The sequence below is a fragment of the Streptomyces mayteni genome, from assembly GCF_054783955.1.
Window position 1 is genome coordinate 153,802 of the sequence record NZ_BAAGPR010000003.1, and the last position, 16,865, is coordinate 170,666.

The 16,865-nt window shown below is 72.3% G+C and carries 15 protein-coding genes; 9 read left to right on the forward strand and 6 right to left on the reverse strand.

The window, feature by feature from the left end; all coding sequences use genetic code 11:
- The first annotated feature begins 458 nt into the window (after nucleotides 1–458).
- The gene (locus tag ACYVPE_RS02695; protein ID WP_461031709.1) at nucleotides 459–2,234 is read left to right on the forward strand and encodes a VanW family protein; all 1,776 of its coding nucleotides are present in this window, start codon (nucleotides 459–461) and stop codon (nucleotides 2,232–2,234) included.
- 565 nt (nucleotides 2,235–2,799) lie between these two features.
- On the opposite strand, the gene ACYVPE_RS02700 is transcribed toward ACYVPE_RS02695, so the two are convergent.
- A complete protein-coding gene (locus ACYVPE_RS02700) occupies nucleotides 2,800–4,791 on the reverse strand; it encodes a serine/threonine-protein kinase (RefSeq protein WP_461031710.1) in 1,992 nt (663 codons plus the stop codon).
- Nucleotides 4,792–4,965: 174 nt separating this feature from the next.
- On the opposite strand from ACYVPE_RS02700, the gene ACYVPE_RS02705 reads away from it, so the two are divergent.
- The 4 genes from ACYVPE_RS02705 (at nucleotide 4,966) to ACYVPE_RS02720 (ending at nucleotide 7,906) form a co-directional block, all read left to right on the forward strand.
- Entirely contained in the window at nucleotides 4,966–5,151 is a 186-nt protein-coding gene (locus ACYVPE_RS02705) for a hypothetical protein (protein WP_461031711.1), read from the forward strand.
- Nucleotides 5,152–5,712: 561 nt separating this feature from the next.
- On the forward strand, nucleotides 5,713–6,780 hold the full coding sequence (locus ACYVPE_RS02710) for an alpha/beta hydrolase family protein (RefSeq protein WP_461031712.1): 1,068 nt from the start codon (nucleotides 5,713–5,715) through the stop codon (nucleotides 6,778–6,780).
- Nucleotides 6,781–6,839: 59 nt separating this feature from the next.
- The gene (locus ACYVPE_RS02715) at nucleotides 6,840–7,592 is read left to right on the forward strand and encodes a sortase domain-containing protein (protein ID WP_461031713.1); all 753 of its coding nucleotides are present in this window, start codon (nucleotides 6,840–6,842) and stop codon (nucleotides 7,590–7,592) included.
- Nucleotides 7,593–7,666: 74 nt separating this feature from the next.
- Nucleotides 7,667–7,906, forward strand: coding sequence for an alpha/beta hydrolase (locus tag ACYVPE_RS02720; RefSeq protein WP_461031714.1), 240 nt, complete (start codon nucleotides 7,667–7,669; stop codon nucleotides 7,904–7,906).
- A 122-nt stretch (nucleotides 7,907–8,028) separates the two neighbouring features.
- Here the strand turns inward: ACYVPE_RS02720 and ACYVPE_RS02725 are convergent, their stop codons facing one another.
- From ACYVPE_RS02725 to ACYVPE_RS02740, 4 genes are all read right to left on the reverse strand, one after another.
- The gene (locus ACYVPE_RS02725) at nucleotides 8,029–9,399 is read right to left on the reverse strand and encodes an MFS transporter (RefSeq protein WP_461031715.1); all 1,371 of its coding nucleotides are present in this window, start codon (nucleotides 9,397–9,399) and stop codon (nucleotides 8,029–8,031) included.
- A 106-nt stretch (nucleotides 9,400–9,505) separates the two neighbouring features.
- Entirely contained in the window at nucleotides 9,506–9,862 is a 357-nt protein-coding gene (locus ACYVPE_RS02730) for an ArsR/SmtB family transcription factor (protein WP_461031716.1), read from the reverse strand.
- 73 nt (nucleotides 9,863–9,935) lie between these two features.
- The gene (locus tag ACYVPE_RS02735; RefSeq protein ID WP_461031717.1) at nucleotides 9,936–10,742 is read right to left on the reverse strand and encodes a M15 family metallopeptidase; all 807 of its coding nucleotides are present in this window, start codon (nucleotides 10,740–10,742) and stop codon (nucleotides 9,936–9,938) included.
- Complete coding sequence (locus ACYVPE_RS02740) at nucleotides 10,727–11,545, reverse strand: GNAT family N-acetyltransferase (protein ID WP_461031718.1); 819 nt, start codon at nucleotides 11,543–11,545, stop codon at nucleotides 10,727–10,729. Before ACYVPE_RS02740 ends, ACYVPE_RS02735 begins: the two co-directional genes overlap by 16 nt.
- Before the next feature lie 146 nt (nucleotides 11,546–11,691).
- Between ACYVPE_RS02740 and ACYVPE_RS02745 the strand changes: the two genes are divergently transcribed.
- From ACYVPE_RS02745 to solA, 4 genes are all read left to right on the forward strand, one after another.
- Nucleotides 11,692–12,072 carry a BlaI/MecI/CopY family transcriptional regulator gene (locus ACYVPE_RS02745; RefSeq protein ID WP_461031719.1) on the forward strand — a complete coding sequence of 127 codons (381 nt, stop codon included), beginning with the start codon at nucleotides 11,692–11,694 and terminating at the stop codon, nucleotides 12,070–12,072.
- A 1-nt stretch (nucleotide 12,073) separates the two neighbouring features.
- Complete coding sequence (locus ACYVPE_RS02750) at nucleotides 12,074–13,057, forward strand: M56 family metallopeptidase (protein ID WP_461031720.1); 984 nt, start codon at nucleotides 12,074–12,076, stop codon at nucleotides 13,055–13,057.
- Between the two features lie 250 nt (nucleotides 13,058–13,307).
- The gene (locus ACYVPE_RS02755; RefSeq protein ID WP_461031721.1) at nucleotides 13,308–14,672 is read left to right on the forward strand and encodes a sodium/glutamate symporter; all 1,365 of its coding nucleotides are present in this window, start codon (nucleotides 13,308–13,310) and stop codon (nucleotides 14,670–14,672) included.
- Nucleotides 14,673–14,735: 63 nt separating this feature from the next.
- Entirely contained in the window at nucleotides 14,736–15,914 is a 1,179-nt protein-coding gene (gene solA / locus ACYVPE_RS02760) for an N-methyl-L-tryptophan oxidase (RefSeq protein ID WP_461031722.1), read from the forward strand.
- Here the strand turns inward: solA and ACYVPE_RS02765 are convergent.
- Complete coding sequence (locus tag ACYVPE_RS02765; protein ID WP_461031723.1) at nucleotides 15,886–16,794, reverse strand: LysR substrate-binding domain-containing protein; 909 nt, start codon at nucleotides 16,792–16,794, stop codon at nucleotides 15,886–15,888. The two genes, solA and ACYVPE_RS02765, sit on opposite strands and share 29 nt — an antisense overlap.
- Nucleotides 16,795–16,865 lie beyond the last annotated feature (71 nt).

A 16,865-nucleotide genomic window follows, 5' to 3' on the forward strand; every position in this document is an offset into this window, starting at 1 on the left:
CGGCAACCGCGGCGTCAGTCGTTGTCGGTCAAGCCCGTGTCCGCCTGCTTGGACGGCGTGTTGCATACTGTTTTCGACTAAACGACTTAGTTCTTCTCGTGCGGCAGAGGGGATCCGGTGGACGCAGCACCCGTCCGGAAGCGGTCACAAGACCGCCGCGGCATGCGGCACGCCTTCGGCGGGGGCCGAGTCTCGTGCCTCCCGGTATCGATCGCGGCCCTGGCCGGTCGCCAGCCGCGTCGGTGCTCGTCGATGGGCCTGACGCGGGCGAATCGATCCTGGCGGAGCTCGACGCGGTGGCTCGGCTCGCCGCAGAGCGCCTGCCCGAGCGGACGGGTGGATGGCCGTGCGGCCTCCTGCCCCGAGCCGGGAGGAACTGCCAGATGCCCGTAAGACAGTCGTTCTCTCGGTAGGCCCTGCCACATCCGCAGGTTTCTGTGCGTCATCAAAGGAGACCCGTGTCCCTCATATCGCCGTCGGCCGAGCCGCCGCGCACTCCCAGACCCGCCTTCCGACAGCGTGCCAAGCAGTGGGGACAGCGCGTCGCGCGACTGCCCAGGCCCGCGCTCGTCGGCAGTGCCTTAGCGCTCGGGATCGGCGGCCTGTACCTCACCGGCGAGTTGCTCGTCGACGCCCAGATCGCTCCGGGCACCAGGGTGTACGGCGTGGACATCGGCGGCCTGTCCCCGCAGGCGGCGCGGGAGAAGCTGGACAGCGAACTCGCCGCGGCGCAGGCCGCCCCCGTCCGGGTGCGGCTCGGTGACGCGGAGGAGGTCCACGAGGTGGACCCCGCCGCCGCCGGGCTCAGTGTCGACCTCGCCGCCACCGTCGACCAGGCGGAACGCCCCGGACTGCTGGGCCGCCTCTTCGGCGTGGAGGGCGGGGAGCTGGCGCCCGTCGTCCGGCTGGCGGAGGACCAGGCCCGAGCCGAGCTGACCGCGCTGACCGAGCGGGCCGGTACCACCGTCAGGGAAGGCGCCATCACCTTCGTCGACGGCGTTCCCCACGCCACCGAGCCGCGCTCCGGCCTCGCGCTCGACCTGGCGGACTCGCTCGACCCGTTGCGGGAGGGCTTCCTGGCCGAGGGCGACGACCCCGTGCGGCTGCCGGTCCGGGAGGCCGCGCCCCGCACCGACGCGGCGGAGGTCGACCGAGCGCTGGCGGAGTTCGCCGAGCCCGCCATGTCGGGGCCCGTCGTCCTCACCGCCGGCAGTGCGCGAATCTCCATCCTCCCTGCGGTCATCGGCGACCACCTCACCCTGACGCCGGACGACGAGGGCACGCTCGTTCCCGAGTTGGACGGCGAAGGGCTCGCCGAGGACGAGCGGCTGGCCGGCCCGATCGACGCGGCGACCGTGCCGCCCACCGAGATCGGTCTGCGACTGGACGGCGACCAGATCGTGGTGGCCGAGGACGGCCGGGCCGGCAGCCGCGTGGTGACCGCCGCAATCAGCGACGCGGTGTGGCCGCTGCTCGCCGAGACCGGCGCCGCCCGCACCGCCGCGGTGGAGACCGAGCCCATCGAGCCGGAGCTCACCGGCGACAACTATCGGGACCTCGGGATCACCGAGGTGGTGTCCACCTTCACGGTCGAGTTCCCGTCCGCGCCCTATCGGATCACCAACATCGGCCGCGCCGCAGAGCTCATCAACGGCTCCGTCGTCATGCCCGAGGACGAATGGAGCTTCAACGAGACCGTGGGCGAGCGCACGGAGGAGAACGGCTTCGTGGAGGGCACCATCATCCTCGACGACCGATACCAGACCGCCCAGGGTGGCGGTGTCTCCGCGGTCGCCACCACGATGTTCAACGCCGCGTTCTTCGCCGGAGCCGACCTCGTGGAGTACGGGGCACACTCCTTCTACATCGAGCGCTACCCCGAGGGCCGCGAGGCCACGGTCGCCTGGGGCAGCCTGGACCTGCGTTTTCTCAACGACTCCGGCAACGCCCTCTACGTCCTGGCCAACTCAACGGACTCCTCCGTCACCATCACCCTCCTCGGCACGAAGACGTACGACGAGGTTCGCTCGGACACCGGCCCGCGCGAGAACGTCACGGAGCCGCGAACGATCAGAAACGACGAGGAGGACTGCGTGCCGCAGCCCCCACTCGAAGGCTTCGACGTGGCGGTCGACCGCGTCTTCGTCAACAGCGGCGAAGAGGTCGGCCGGGAGACGTACGAGACCACCTACGTCCCCAGGGACGAGGTCATCTGCACCGCCGCCACCGACTGACGCGAGCGCCTCAGCCCGAGCCGGGTGGTTGCCAGCGCCTCCATTTACCAGACAGCTGATTGGCCCCTGGCCTCTGGCCCCTCGTCCGGTCAGCCTCTCGAGGGTGTGGACAGCCTGCTGCCCCAGCGTGAGCTGGTAACGGCCCCGGAAATTTTGTCGAACCCCAACCAGACGCGGAGATCCAACCCGGCTCCCGGTCGGCGTGACAACCCGGCTGCGACCGTGCTGTGTTGCGATGCCCGCAGTCACCATGAGGTTCTCCGACCCGCTGGTGTTCCGCCAACCGCTACAGGCGTTGCGCCTCCGCTGCCTGCGCCGCCTGCCAGTCATGCTCGAACCGCGCTCGAGCCTCGGCCTCCAACTCCTTGGCCGTGGGCGGCGGTCGTTCGCCGTCGTTGGCTCCGTGCTCGTCGTGCTGGCACCGCCGTGGGTACGGTCGCGCCAAATCCGTCGTATCCGCATGGCTTGATCCTGCACGTGCGCGCGGCGGGACGTGGCCGCCAGCGCGGTCCCGACGGCCGACGCCCGGCAGCCCCTGAGGCAGGCAGCCGCGGGGCGGCGGGTATCACACCCGGTACATCGTCGCGCTCATCGAGCTGTCGGTGGAGTCGAACGCGTTCATTCCCGCAGTGTCCGCGCTCTCCAGCCAGAGGTTGACGTCGATCTCGGCGCAGCCGTTCGAGCCGGAGAGGTGCACGGAGCGTCCGCCGTCACCGACGCTGTCCAGCTGGAAGTCGTAGGAGCACCCGAGGATGTGTCCCGTGAAGCGGCTGCCGTCATAGGTGATGTAGTCGGGGCTCGCATCCCACGTGCCCACCATGTCGCCGCTGACCTGCCCGTTCAGTCCGTCGTCTGGAGGCTCCCCGCCCCCGCCGCCCCCCGAGGAGGCGCCCCCCGAGGAGCCGCCGCCCGACGTGCCCCCGCCCGAGGAGCCCCCGCCCGAGGAGCCGTCCGACGTGCCCCCGGTCGATCCGCCGTCCGCCCCGCCTCCGCCCGACGTGCTCTCGCCCGAGCCGCTGCCCGAAGACCCGCCATCGGAGGACTCTCCTGACGTGTTGTCGCCCTGATCGTCGGCGGATTCGTCGCCCGAGGAGTCGTCGGTCGGGTCGCCGGACGGGTCATCGGTTGGGGAGCCGTCGGTCGGGTCGCCGGACGAGCCGCCGGACGGCCGCTTGTCCAGGTCCCCGCCCGAGCCCTCGTCCTGTTGTCCCGGCGCGTCGTCTCCTGGGCCGTTGTCGGACGTGCCCGCGGAGGGCGAGGCGTCCGCGCCTGCCTCGGTGTCCCGGCCGTCGCCGTCCAGCAGGCCGAGGGTCAGCGCGACCACCGTCCCCACCACCGTGATCGCCGTGATCGCCGCGATCACGGCGCGGGACCGTCTCTTCGGTGGAGTGCCGGCCGACTGGTCGTGCGCCGGGTGCCTGATGGCGCGCAGGTGCACGGTGTCCGTGGTGCCGGCGGGTGGCGCGTCGACGGTCGGTACCGGTGGCGGCGTGCCGGGCGGCCGCTCCCGCACGGGCTCCGTGACGGCGCGCAGCCGCATCGTGTCCGATGCGGTGGACGGGGCGCCGGACGGCGCCGGCGGCGGTGTGTCGGTTGCCGGGTCCCGCGCGGGCTCCTCGATGGAGAGCAGTTGCACCGTGTCCCGGAGCAGCTGGTCCATCAGCTTCGCGGGGAGCCAGGGGCCGCTGGTGCGGTGGGCGCGCGCCACCGCGGCGATCTCGCGGGGCGCCGGGCGTTCTCCCGGGTTCTTGGCCAGGCAGGCGGTCACCAACTCCCGCAGCGGTCCTGCGAGGTGGCGGAGGTTGGGCGGCTCGTTGATGACGCGGTACATGAGCGCGTGGGCCGCGCCGTCCTCGGTGTCGTAGGGGCCGGCGCCGGTGGCGGCGTGGGTCAGCGTCGCGCCCAGGCTGAAGACGTCGCTCGCGGGGCCCAGCGTGTCGCCTCTGACCTGCTCGGGGGACATGTAGCCGGGCGAGCCGATCACCGTTCCCGTCCTGGTGAGGACGCTGCCGCCGACGGCGCGTGCGATGCCGAAGTCGATGACGCGGGGACCGTCCACCGTGGCCAACACGTTCGACGGCTTGAGGTCGCGGTGCACGAGGCCGCTGTCGTGAATGGCCGTCAGGGCGTGGGCCAGTCCCTCGGCCAGCCGCCACAGCGTGTGCTCCGGCAGGACGCCGAACCGGGTCACGACGTCGTGCAGCGCCGGGCCCGCGATGTATCCCGTGGCGACCCACGGGATCTCCCCCTCGGTGTCGGAGTCGAGCACGGGCGCGGTCCACTCGCCGCCCACCCGCCGCGCGGCGGCGATCTCCCGTTGGAAGCGGCTCCTGAAGTCCGGGTCCAGGGCGAGCTGCGGGTGGATGAGCTTCACCGCCACGGTCCGCCCCTGGGCCGAACGCCCGAGGAAGACCTTTCCCATGCCACCGGCGCCCAGCGTCCGCAACAGCCGGTACTGACCCAGTGTCCGCGGGTCGCCCGGCTCCAGTGGTTTCAACGTGCCCCCGGCCCTCGTCGTCAGCCCTAAGGTTTCTTCGTCTTTACCGATCAGTATCACGGGACGTGCGTGGGGCCTGAAGCGGTTCCGCCCGACGTCCGGCGTCACCGTGATCGCTCCCGCACTCACCCGCCGCCTCCTGGACGAGTACGCCCAGCACGTTCCGCGACCCGTCGATGCCGCGGTTCAGGAAGCGAGGCCGAAGGCCCTCACCGACGGGAGCGCGAGATTCTCGTGGCCGCCGGCAAGGGGGTGGCCCGCATCTCGCCGTACCTGACCGAGCACATCAACCGGTTCCGCGAGTACTCCACCCACGAGCTCGGCATCCAGCCCGGCGCGTACGACCCGAAGCTGATCGTGGACTTCACCCCGCTCCACCGGCAGGACCCGACTGCCGCCGACCTCGGCCAAGCCGCCTGAGCCGGCCTCGTACCGTACGCCGCTCCGCTGCTGATCAGCCTCGGCGACGGCAACAGCCGCACGACGCCTTCACCCGTGGGGCCAAGGCCACCGGCCCGCTGACGGCAGGACCTCAGCCTGTCCCTGGCGGTCTGAGCCAGGAGAAGAGCAAGGGCAGAGAAATGTCACCTGGTGATCATCAGGTGACCGCTGCCTGCCGGGCGATTTGCCGGACCCCAGGGAACAGGTGGAGCCGCACGAAGACGCCCTGCTGAAGGTGTCCCGCGACTGCTGGTCAGGGGTGAGATCACGGCGTCGGAACCGTCCCGGGTGGCTCTCGACAGCCCCTCTTGGCGAGGGCCGTCGACATCGCCGAACCGCCGTCAGGGGGTTCTGGCAGGGCCTCCCAACGCCGGCGACGCGCGTCTACTGTGGAGCCATGGGGACGAAGGACGGGCCGTTGTCCGACACCGGGAAAGTCGGAGCCGTCGCCTGCCTGCTGGTCAGGCGCGTGTCGCGCCCGCGGGGGGCACAGGGCCCGGGCCGCGCGGCCGCCGTCTCGTCGAGGGTGGAGAGTGCGGCGTGAACCCACGACGACTCCTGGTTGCCGCACTCCTGTCGGTCTGCGCGCTCACGGTCACCGGCTGCTCGACATCCGGGAGCGACACCGACCGTGACCAGCAGCCCGCGCCTTCGACGCCCGCCGAGACCTCCGAGTCCGCGACCGCTGGATCCGAGGCCGGCGGCCGGCCGACCGAGGCGCCCACGACCCCGGCCGAGGATTCGGCCCAACACTCGTCGCTCACGGACTACTTCGACCAGTTGCCCGATGCCTCACCGATCGAGCTCGGAAGAGTCCGCGAGCAGACAGCGGCCTACACCTCCTACGACGTCGGCTACCGCAGTGACGGGCTCCGCCTCACCGGCGTGCTCAACGTTCCCACCGGTAGCGGCCCGTTCCCCGCGGTCGTGCTCGCCCATGGGTGGATCGACCGCGACACCTACGTCACCGGGCAGGGCATGACCCGCGAGCGCGGTCACCTGTCCGAGAACGGATACGTCGCGCTGCACGTCGACTACCGCGCACACGCCGGTTCGGACGACGATCCTGAGCTGTTGGGCCAGCTGTACCGCGGGTACGCCGTCGACGTACTCGGCGGCGTCGCCGCGCTCCGGGCGTCCGAGCTGCCCGTCGACGACGAGCGGATCGGCCTGATGGGGCGTTCCATGGGCGGCAGCGTGGTGCTCCAAGCACTCGAGATGGCGCCAGGACTTGTCGACGCCGGCATCGTCTACTCGGCGCAGTCCTCGCTCGAGTCGGACAACTACCGGCAATGGGGCGAGCGTCCGGTCGACGGCTATGGCGCGGAGTACGCGAGCCGCCACGGCACACCCGACGAGAACCCGGCGGCCTGGCAAGACATGTCAACCCGCCCCTATGTCGACCGCATCACCGAACCCGTCCTGATGATCCACGGCACCCGCGACGAGCAATGCCCGCCCGAGTGGGCTCGTGCGACCCACACCGCGCTCGCTCAGGCAGACGTCGACGTCCAGCTCAACTGGTACGACGACTCTCACGCCTTCGGGCCCCGATTCACCCAGTCCATGGAGGACACCGTCGCATTCCTCCAACGTCACCTGACCTGAACCCGCCCTCCTGACAGGCCCGTCGTCCCGTGACGACCCGGACCCGAGGTGCCGACACCATGTGGACACGACACATACCCCCCGCACCGCCGCCCGTCGCGACGCGTCCGCGCAACCGGACCGCGCTCCTCGTCGCCGGGCTGACCACGCTCCTCGCCGTCAGCGGCTGCACGTCGAGCACGCCCGAGGCACCTCCCGCGCCGGAAGACCGACAGGGCGCCAGCGAGGTCTCCGACCAGACGCCGGCTCCCAGCCAGGACCCGAGCCCCGAGCTGGAACCGCCCCTCACCAGCGACGGCCGCCCGCAGGTCGCCCATCTGACCATCCCGGAACTCGACATCCGGAACCTGCGCGTCGAGCCCTATCAGGGTCAGACCGACGACGCCCCGGGAACGGAGATCCAGGACCGCGGCATCGCGGCCAGCCCACACGGCCCGTCCGGCGGAGTCGGCCCAGGAGGCATCGGGAACTACCAGGTGACAGCGCACCGAAACTCGGCGGGCGGCCCGTTCCTCGCGATCCCCGACCTCCCGAACGGCGCGAGGATCGAAGTGGCCACCGACCAAGGCACCTACGTCTACCAGGTGATCGAGACCAGGGAGACGTCGTTTCGTTCGGAGCGATCCCTGGCAGAGCAGCGAGCCGCCGTTCCCGGATATCCGGGTCGCACTCCCAGCCAGGCCCTGATCACCCTCTCGACGTGCGCCACCCAGGAGGACCACGCCGCCGGGAACTACTGGGCCGACGACCTGGGCAATCCAGAACACCGAATCGACAAGATCGGGATACTGATCAGCTCGCCCCCAGCCTGACCTCGCCCCGTCCGACGCCGGAGGAACAGACCGCGCTCGCCCGCGAGATCGGGGAGATCGGGGAGGTCGCGCCGATGTTCGACCTCGACGTGTTCACGGCGGGGAACTACCACAGCGAATGCGAGGCGTGGCCCGCGACGCCACCCGAGGGCGGCATCGCGATGGCGCGGGCTCTCGGCGGAAGCCTGCTCACCGTCGACGGCAAGCAGCACGGCGCCTACCTCCTCGGCCGCAGCGGGTGCGTCGACGACGTGGTCGACGCATATCTGCTCGACCTCGAACCCCCACCCACCGACGCCCGTTGCGGCCTGTGACACGCTCGACCCAGGGATCGATCAACGCCCAACGGGCATCGGACAGATCACCGGGATACGGGCGGCGCTCAGCCATGACCTGGGCATACCGCCAGCTGGCGAGTGCGTTCCGGCTGTCACCTTCAGCGGTCGGCCATGGCGTTGGAGCGGGCTGGGGGCGGCCAGGTGTGGTGATGTCGGTCGATGACGTAGTGGTGATGGTGGCGGAAGCCGGTGTCGTCGGGTTGGGCGTCGGTGAGGTGGGGGTGGTCGGCGGGCAGGTTGGTGTGCTGGTGTTCCAGCGCGGCGGCGTCGTGCCTGGGCCACAGCAGTGCGCCGGTCAGCGCCGCCGTGAGGGAGATGGCGCCGAGGGCGAGGGCGGTGCTGGGCAGGCCGATGCCGGCGGCGAGCCAGCCGGCGAGTGGGTAGGTGACCAGCCAGCAGGCGTGGGCGAGGGAGAACTGGGCGGCGTAGGCGGCAGGGAGGTCCGCGTCGCTCGCCGAGCGGCGGACGACCCGGCCGGCGGGGGTGATGACCGCCGAGCTGGCGGCGCCGATCAGCGCCCAGGTGCCCAGCAGCGCCGTCCACGTCCAGGCGTTGGGTGGGGCGGCCGTGATCCCGGCGATGGCGATCAGGACGGCGGGGAGGGCGAGGGCGGCCGGGAGCAGCACCGCGCGGTCTCCGCGGCGGCCCAGAATCCGCGGGAGGAGGAGGGCGGTGAGCATCGAGCCGGCTCCGTAGGCGCCGAGGGCGAGGGAGAGGGCGCCGGCCGGTAGTTCGAAGTGGTCGCGGACGACGACCACGGTGTTGACGTAGACCATCGCGCCGCCTGCCGCGACGGCGAGGTTGAGGGCGAGCAGGGCCCGGAGCCGGGGCGTGGCCCGGAAGAGCCGCGAGCCGAAGACGGCGTCGCGGTAGACGCCGCCGGTGCGCTCCTGGCGGGCCGACTTGGGGAGGACCGCCGCGACGACCAGTGTCGCGGAGGCGAGGAACCCGACCATGGTGCCGGCGAACAGCCAGTTGTACGAGATGAGGGTCAGCAGGAAGGCGGCCAGCGCCGGGCTGAACAGCGACTCCAGGTCGTAGGCGAGCCGGGACATCGACAGGGCGGTGGTGTAGTCGCGTTCGTCGGGCAGCACTTCGGGGATGGTGGCCTGGAAGGTGGGGGTGAACGCGGCGGAGGCGGCCTGGAGCAGGAGGACCAGGAGGTGGATCTGCCAGACCTGGGTGACGAACGGAAGGGTGATGGCGACGCCGGCGCGGACGATGTCCATCGTCGCCATCAGGGCTCGTGCGGACAGCCGGCCGGCGAGCGCGCCCGCGAGCGGTCCGATGGCGACGTAGGCGACCATCTTGATCGCCAACGCGGTGCCCAGCACCGCGGAGGCGTCGGAGCCGGCGAGGTCGTAGGCGAGCAGGGACAGGGCGACCGTCGCCAGGCCGGTGCCGACCAGGGCGACGACCTGGGCGGTGAACAGGCGGCGGTAGGTGCGGTTGCGGAGTACGGACAGCATCGGTCCCGTCCCGGATCGGTGGTGTGCGACCTCCTCATCATAGATAATGCGTGCGTACACGTGCACATGTGGTGGGCTTCGGGGCGCCGTCATGGAGCGTGCCAGGTCAGTCGTGGGGCGGCAGGGAGCGGATCTGGTGATCCGCGACGTTCAGTGCCTCCTCGACGAGGCGCCGCAGGTGTCCGTCGCGCAGGGAGTAGACGACCCGGCGGCCGTCCTTGTGGGTGGCGACCAGGCCGGCGAGCCGGAGTTTGGCCAGGTGTTGGCTGACCGACGGCCGGGCCGCCCCGGCGAACTCGGTGAGGGTGGTCACGTCCGCTTCGCCCCGGCCGAGTCGCTCCAGCAGCGCCAGGCGGGTGCGGTCGGCGAGCAGCGTCAGGACGGAGGCGGCGACCTCCAGGCGGGCGTCGTCCCCGGGCTGCCGCGAGTGCTGTGCGTCTGCCGTCTCGCTGCTCGTGCTCACCCGCACATCGTAGAGCCGAATGTCCGTTCATCGAGGGGGTCATCGCGGCGGGGCAGGCCGGGCCGGGCACCCCCTACGGGGCGGGGGCGTTCGTCTCACTCTCCTGGTTCTCCCGCGCCGCTTCGGGGTCGAGGGGGTCGAGGGGGTCGAAGGGGCCTGAGGGGTAGCCGGTGTCGAAGTGCATGTAGTCGGGCACGTCGATGTTCTGCCAGATCCAGCCCTCGTCGGTGAAGGTCTGCCAGACGAGGCCGCCTTCGAGGATCTTCCCCGGGCCCTCCGTGCGTTCGGCGAACTCCGGGCCCGGTGACCAGCACTCGCAGCGCAGGTCCATCCAGGGGTTCTCCAGCGGGTTGATGTCGATGGCGCGGCCGTTGGCGTGTGGCGACTCGTCCTGGGGGGCGTTGATCTGGTCGGGGCGGCGGCAGTTGTAGGAGGCGGTGTTGTCGTCGGCCATGCTGGCGTTGTTGTCGCCTTCGTACTCCTCGACGGGCCGCATCCGGCGGATCGGGAAGCCCTCCTCGAAGAGCCGGGTGAAGACGCGGGCGACGCTGTCGGCGATGTCCCGGTTGACGACGAGGACCCCTCGCCGCACCTCGCCCTCGAAGTCGACGTGGTTGATCTCCACCCGGCGCAGGTCCTCGCGGGTGGCGGGGCATCCCTCGCGCCACATGCCGGCCACCACCATCTCGTTCCACTGCTCGGGCGAGATCTCCCGGACGACGGGGTCGGCGCTCGGCTGCTCGGGCTCGGTGGGGCTCGGGGTGTCGGACACGTCGGGGTGGGAGTCGGCTGCGGAGTCGCCGTCGGAACCCTGGGCTCCGGAGCACCCGGTCGCGGCCAGGAGCGCGGCGGTGAGCACGGCCGTCAGCGGTCGGCGCATGGTCGGCGGTCCGGTCCTTCCGGGGGGTGGGGGAGGTGGGGGAGGCGGGGGTCGAGGGAGAGGTCGTAGGTGGCCAGGCGGCGGCCGTCCGGGGTGTGGGTCTCGCCGCGGAGTACCCAGCCGTGCCGTTCGTAGTAGGGCCCGGCGCCGTCGGGGCCGACGGCGGTGACCAGGCTGGCGCGGGCGCAGCCGGCCGTGGCCGCGTCGGAGACGAACCGGTGGAGGAGGGCGGCACCGATGCCGGACGAGCGCGCGGAACGGGTGACGACGACGTGTGACAACACGGCCGTGGCCCCCGGCCGCGCCGCGGAGGTGGGGCTCGTCGCCCGCCGGCCGGGGGTGAGTTTCCGCAGGTAGCGTCCCAGTCGGGTGCGGAGGAAGTGCCATGCCAGGCGGGGGCGGACCACGAGGCCGAGCAGGGCGCGTCCGGCGAGGCGCGGCCCGTGCGAGCGCAGCACGTGCCGCCGGTGGGCCGGCGGGTCGAGTACCCCGACCAGGAATCCCAGCGGGCGTCCGCCGGTGTCGGCCACGTAGGAACGGGCGTCGGGGCCGGTGAGGTAGGTGTGCGTGTAGGCGGTCAGGAAGCCGGTGCCGAGGCGGGCGAAGAACCCGTCGGGGAAGTGCCCGAGGTGTTCCTCCACCACGAACGGCAGGTCGCCGGGCGTCATGGGGCGCAGGGTGAACGGGCGCCGCTCGTCGGGGAGGCGTTCGCGCATCCCGGGGATGCGGGGGCCGCCCGCGGGCGTCTGGTCGCGGGGCGGGGCGGGGTCGGATCGCGCGGAGGCGCGGGGGTCGGCGTCCACGCTCCGCAAACTACTACACTCTGTAGGAGTTTGTGGGGGTGGGTGTTCGTGACCTCCGGTCGACGAGGTCGAGCCGAGGCCCGGCACACTGGCAGCGGTGACCCCGCGGGGCACCGAACCGGGTACGAGGACGAAGGTGGGCGAGGATGCGAGCGCTGGGAGAGCTGGAAGCCGAGGTCATGAGCGTGGTGTGGCGCGGCGCCGGGCCACTGACCGTGCAGAACCTCACCGATTCCCTCAACGAACGGCGCCCGCTCGCCTACACCACCGTCATGACCATCGTGGACCGACTGCGCGCCAAGGGCTGGCTGACCAGGGAGAAGGCCGGCCGCGCCTACCGCTACTCCGCCGCCCGCAGCGCCGACGACTACACCGCCGCGCTGCTGGCCCAGGCCCTGGACACCACCGCCGACCGCACGGGCGCCCTGGTGCGGTTCGCCGGCAACCTCGACCCCGCCGAGGCGGCCGCCCTCCGGGCGGCACTCGCCGGGGACGAGCCGGGCGCCACGAAACCGGACGGAGACTGACGTGCTGGTCGTCCTCGTCCTGTTCCTCCACGCGCTCCTGCTCGGCGGGCCGGCCGCCCGCCTGCTGGCCGGCGCCGCCTGGGTCGTCCGCTACCCGCGGACCGCGCTCCGCCTCTGGCACGCCTGCGTCCTCGGCTTCTTCGCATCCCTGACCGCCGTGTTGCTGCTGGCCGCCCACGACCTGTGGGAACACGCGGTCGTGTGGGTCTTCCACGCGGAGAAGCCGAAGGTGCACGCCGCCTACGCCGGCTCCTCACCCCTGACCGGCGTCGCCGACGTCGCCCTGGTGATCCTGCTCACCGGCGTCGGCGCGCTCTCCGGCCAGGCCGCCATCCGCCTCGTCAGGGCGCGGCGGCAGCGGGCCGAACACCGGCTGGTCGCCGACGCCCTCGGCGAACCGAGGCGCAGCCGGATCAAGGGGCTGCGGGTGCTCGACCACGCGACGCCCACGGCGTTCTGCGTCCCCGGATCCGGCGGCCGAGCCCGCATCGTGCTCACCACCGGGGCCCTCCGCCTGCTCACCCCCCGACAGCTCGCGGCGACCGTCGAGCACGAACTCGCCCACCTGCGCATGCGCCACCACCACGCCATCCTGGTCGCCGACACCGTCACCGCCGCCACCGGCTGGACCGGCGTGCTCCGCGACTACGCGCCGCAGGTCCGCCGCCTGACCGAGATGGCCGCGGACGACCTGGCGGCCCGACGGCACGGGCACCGGACCGTGGCCGGCGCGCTCCTGGAACTCGGCTCGGCACCCGACGCCGAACCGGGCGCCGGCGTGCTGCCGATGGGCGGCTCCGACCTCGCCGAACGCGTCCGCCGCCTGATCGACGGCGTCACGGCCGGCCGCCACCGTGCCCGCGTGCTGCCGAGCCTGGCCCTCGGCCTCGGCGCCGCCCTGCTGGCGTTGCCCGCGATCGTCTCCCTGGCCCCGGCCGCGTCGATCGCCGGCACCGCGCACGTCGAGGACACCCACCACGACTGAACGCCGAGGCCGTGAGTCCCCGCCTCCGCCGGCGCCTTCGGGTCGCGGTCGCGAGCCGGTCGGCCGGCTGGCACACCCATGTTTCCGACCGGTGACATGCTCGTCAGCATTTCCCGCCATAACCGCCGCGTATAGCCTTGTCCGGCTGTTCGTATAGGCCGTTGCCTATCCTCCGCCGCGCCCCGCTGATAGAAATCCTGGCTAAGCCCCTCCTGGTAAAGGCGGGCACGCGCGGCGGAGGAGTAGACGGATGGAATACACGCCCTGGTCGTTGTTGAGCGACGCGGGACTCGTGGCGGCGCTGCTCGTCGTCGGCGCGCTGCTCCGCGCCCACCTGGTGTTCGTGCAGCGGCTGATGCTGCCGTCGAGCGTGCTGGCCGGCGGCCTTGGGCTGCTGCTCGGCCCCGAGGCGCTCGACGTCCTGCCGTTCTCCGACCAACTCGGCACCTACGCCTCCGTGCTGATCGTCGTCGTGTTCGCCTGCCTCGCGTTGTCGAATGACTCCGGATTCGGCACCTTCGGAAAATCGACCGGCTCTTTCTCGCTCTACTCGATAGGCAGTTACACCATCCAGGTCGGCCTCGGGATGGTGCTCGCCCTGATATTCCTCGGGCCGATATGGGGCACCCCCGAGGCGTTCGGCGCGCTGTTGTTCGCCGGTTGGGCCGGCGGATTCGGCACGGCCGCCGCGCTCGGTTCGGCCTTCGAGGAGGACGGCTGGCAGCAGGCCAGCTCCCTGGGGTTCACCTCGGCCACCGTCGGCATGCTGGTCGGCATCGTCGGCGGCATCGTGATCACCAACTGGGGCGCGCGCCGCGGGCACGCCAAGGGCGTGGGCACCTTCAGCAGCCTCCCGGAGGAACTGCGCTCCGGGCTCGTCAGGGAACCCGCCGACCGCACCTCGACCGGCACCGCCACCACCTCGGCCGTCTCCATAGAGCCGCTGGCCCTGCAACTCTCGCTGGTGGCCGCCGTGTCCGCGGCCGCCTACGGGCTCGCCGAGTGGGCCGGCGACCTCTACCCCGACTTCGCGGTCCCGGTGTTCGCGCTGGCCTTCGTCGTCGGCATGCTGCTCCGGCTGGCCGGCAGCCGCACCCCGGCCTGGCACTACGTCGACCCGCGGACGATCAGGAGCGTCTCCGGCACCGCCACCGACGTGCTGATCGTCTGCGGCATCGCCTCCATCGTGCCGAGCTTCGTCGCCGACTACGTCACGCCGCTCCTCCTGCTCTTCGTCCTCGGCCTCGCCGTCTGCCTCACCCTGTTCCTGGTCGTGGCGCCCCGGGTGTTCGAGCGCGACTGGTTCGAGCGGGCCCTGTTCACCTGGGGCTGGGCCACCGGATCCGTCTCCACCGGCATCGCCCTGCTGCGGATGAGCGACCCGAAGCTGGAGTCCCGCACCCTCGACGAGTTCGGCCTCGCCTACCTGCCGCTCGCCCCCATCGAGACGCTGACCGTCACGCTCACCCCCACCATCGTCGCCGCCGGCGCGGCATGGGCGCTGGCCGGTGGCTGGACGGTCCTCGGAGTGCTCACCACCGTGGCCGCGCTGCTCCTCGCCCGCGGCGCCTGGCGACGACCGGCCGACGCCGCGGCCCGCGACACCGTCTCCTGACCCGCGCGGCCCGGGACATCCCGCACCACCCGACAACCCCGATCGAACTGGAGGGAACCTGCTGTGGACGCCGACGTAGCGGTCATCGGCCTGGGAGCCATGGGATCCATGACGGCCTGGCGGCTCGCCCGCGCGGGAGCCTCGGTCCTCGGCTTCGAGCAGTACGGACTCGCCCACGACCGGGGCGCCTCGGCCGGCGAGTCCCGGCTCTTCCGCATGGCCTACCACGAGGGCGCCGGCTACGTGCCGATGCTCAGGAGCGCCAGGGAACTGTGGACGGAGTTGGCGAAGGCGAGCGGCCTGCCGCTGTTCCAGCCCACCGGCTGCCTCTCCATCGGCCTGCCCGAGCTGCCGCCCATGCGCAACGTCAGGCGGTCGGTCGACGAGCACGGCCTCGACCACGAGATCCTCGACCACGAGCAGCTCGCCGCCCGGTACCCGCAACACCTCCCCCGCGAAGGGGAGATAGGCGTCATGGACACGATGGGCGGGGTGCTCCGCCCCGAACTCGCCGTGCTGGCCGCCTGCGGCCAGGCACGCCGGCACGGCGCCCGGCTGCTCGACCACACCCCGGTCGAGAGCGTGCGCCCCGAGGACGACCGGGTCCTGATCACCGCGGGCGGCACCGAGTACACCGTCGGCCGGGTCGTCCTCACCGCGGGACCCTGGACCGAGCGGCTCGCCCCCGCCCTGGCCGGGCACCTCACCGTCCGGCCGATCGTCCTGACCTGGTTCGCCCCCACCGACCCGGCCCCCTACGCCCCCGAGCGGTTCCCCGCGTTCATCCGCGACACCGAAGGCACCCACCTGTTCGGCGTGCCGATGCTGGACGGCATGTCGGTCAAGACCGGCTTCGCCGACGCGTGGGGCGACCTGCCGGGACCCGAGGCGTTCACCCGGGACTTCGACGAGGCCAGGCTGCGCCCGGTGGGCGAGGCGGTCCGCCGCCTGCTGCCAGGACTGCACCCCGACCCCGTCAGGTACGCCGTCTACCTCGACGCCTACACGCGGGACCGCACCGCCGTCGTGGACCGACTCCCCGGCACCGACCGGGCCGTGGTGCTGGCCGGCTTCTCGGGCCACGGCTTCAAGCTGGCCCCGGCGTTCGGCCGGATCGCCGCCGAACTCACCCTGGAGCGCGGCACCGGCTTCGACGTCGCCACCATGGCGGCGTCCAGGTTCGCCGAGAGCCCGGTCGTCCCCCGGCCGGACGTCACCCGCCCGGCGGGAACGCCCGGCTGAGCGCGGACCGCAGCAGCAGCGCCGCCTCGGGCGGGCCCGCGGCGCCGACCACGACCGACAGCGGGGTCACGGCGTACTCCTCCACGAACGGCAGGTAGACCACGCCCGGCATCGTCATCCGGGTCGTCAACTCGGGAACCAGGGCGAGCCCGAGGCCGCACGCGACCAGGCCGAGGATGGCCTGGTCGTTGTGCACCTCGTGGCCGAACCGCGGCGAGAACCCGGCCCGCATGCACACCGCGACGATCGTGTCGTAGGCCACCGGCGCCAACGAGCGCGGGAAGCCGACCAGATCACGCCCGGCCAGCTCGGCCAGCGACAGCGACGCGCCGCCGGCCAGCGGATGATCCGCCGGCACGGCGCAGCGCAGCGGCTCGTCGACCAGCGGCAGCACCTCGGCGCCCGGGTCGGGCTCGGCGCCGGCCAGCCGGCAGACGCCCAGGTCGATGTCGCCAGCCCGCAGCGCCGCGAGCTGCGCCCGCTGCCCCAGCTCGGACACCCGGGGCACCACCCAGGGATGCGCGGCGAGGAACGCCGGCAACACCCGGGGCAGCAGCCCCGAGACCGCGGAGGTGATGGCGCCGACGCGCAGCACCGTCGGCTCGGGGCCCTGGGCGCGGGGCACCAACTCGCTCACCTCGCGCGCCCGGTCGACCAGGGTCCTGGCCTCGGGAACCAGCAGCCGGCCGGCCGCGGTCAGCCGAAGCCGGCCCCCCGCCCGGTCGAAGAGGGCCACGCCGAGCTGCCGCTCCAGCTTGGTGATGGCCTGGCTGAGCGCCGGCTGGGCCATGTGGGAGCGCTTGGCCGCCGCCGTCACGCTCAGCTCCTCCGCCACCGCGAGGAAGTACCGCAGCTGTCTGATCTCCACCACATCGGCCATGCGGTACACCCTCTCAGCAGGGGCGCCGCTACGCCGCGGAACGATCCCCGGACGGACGGACGGACGGGACG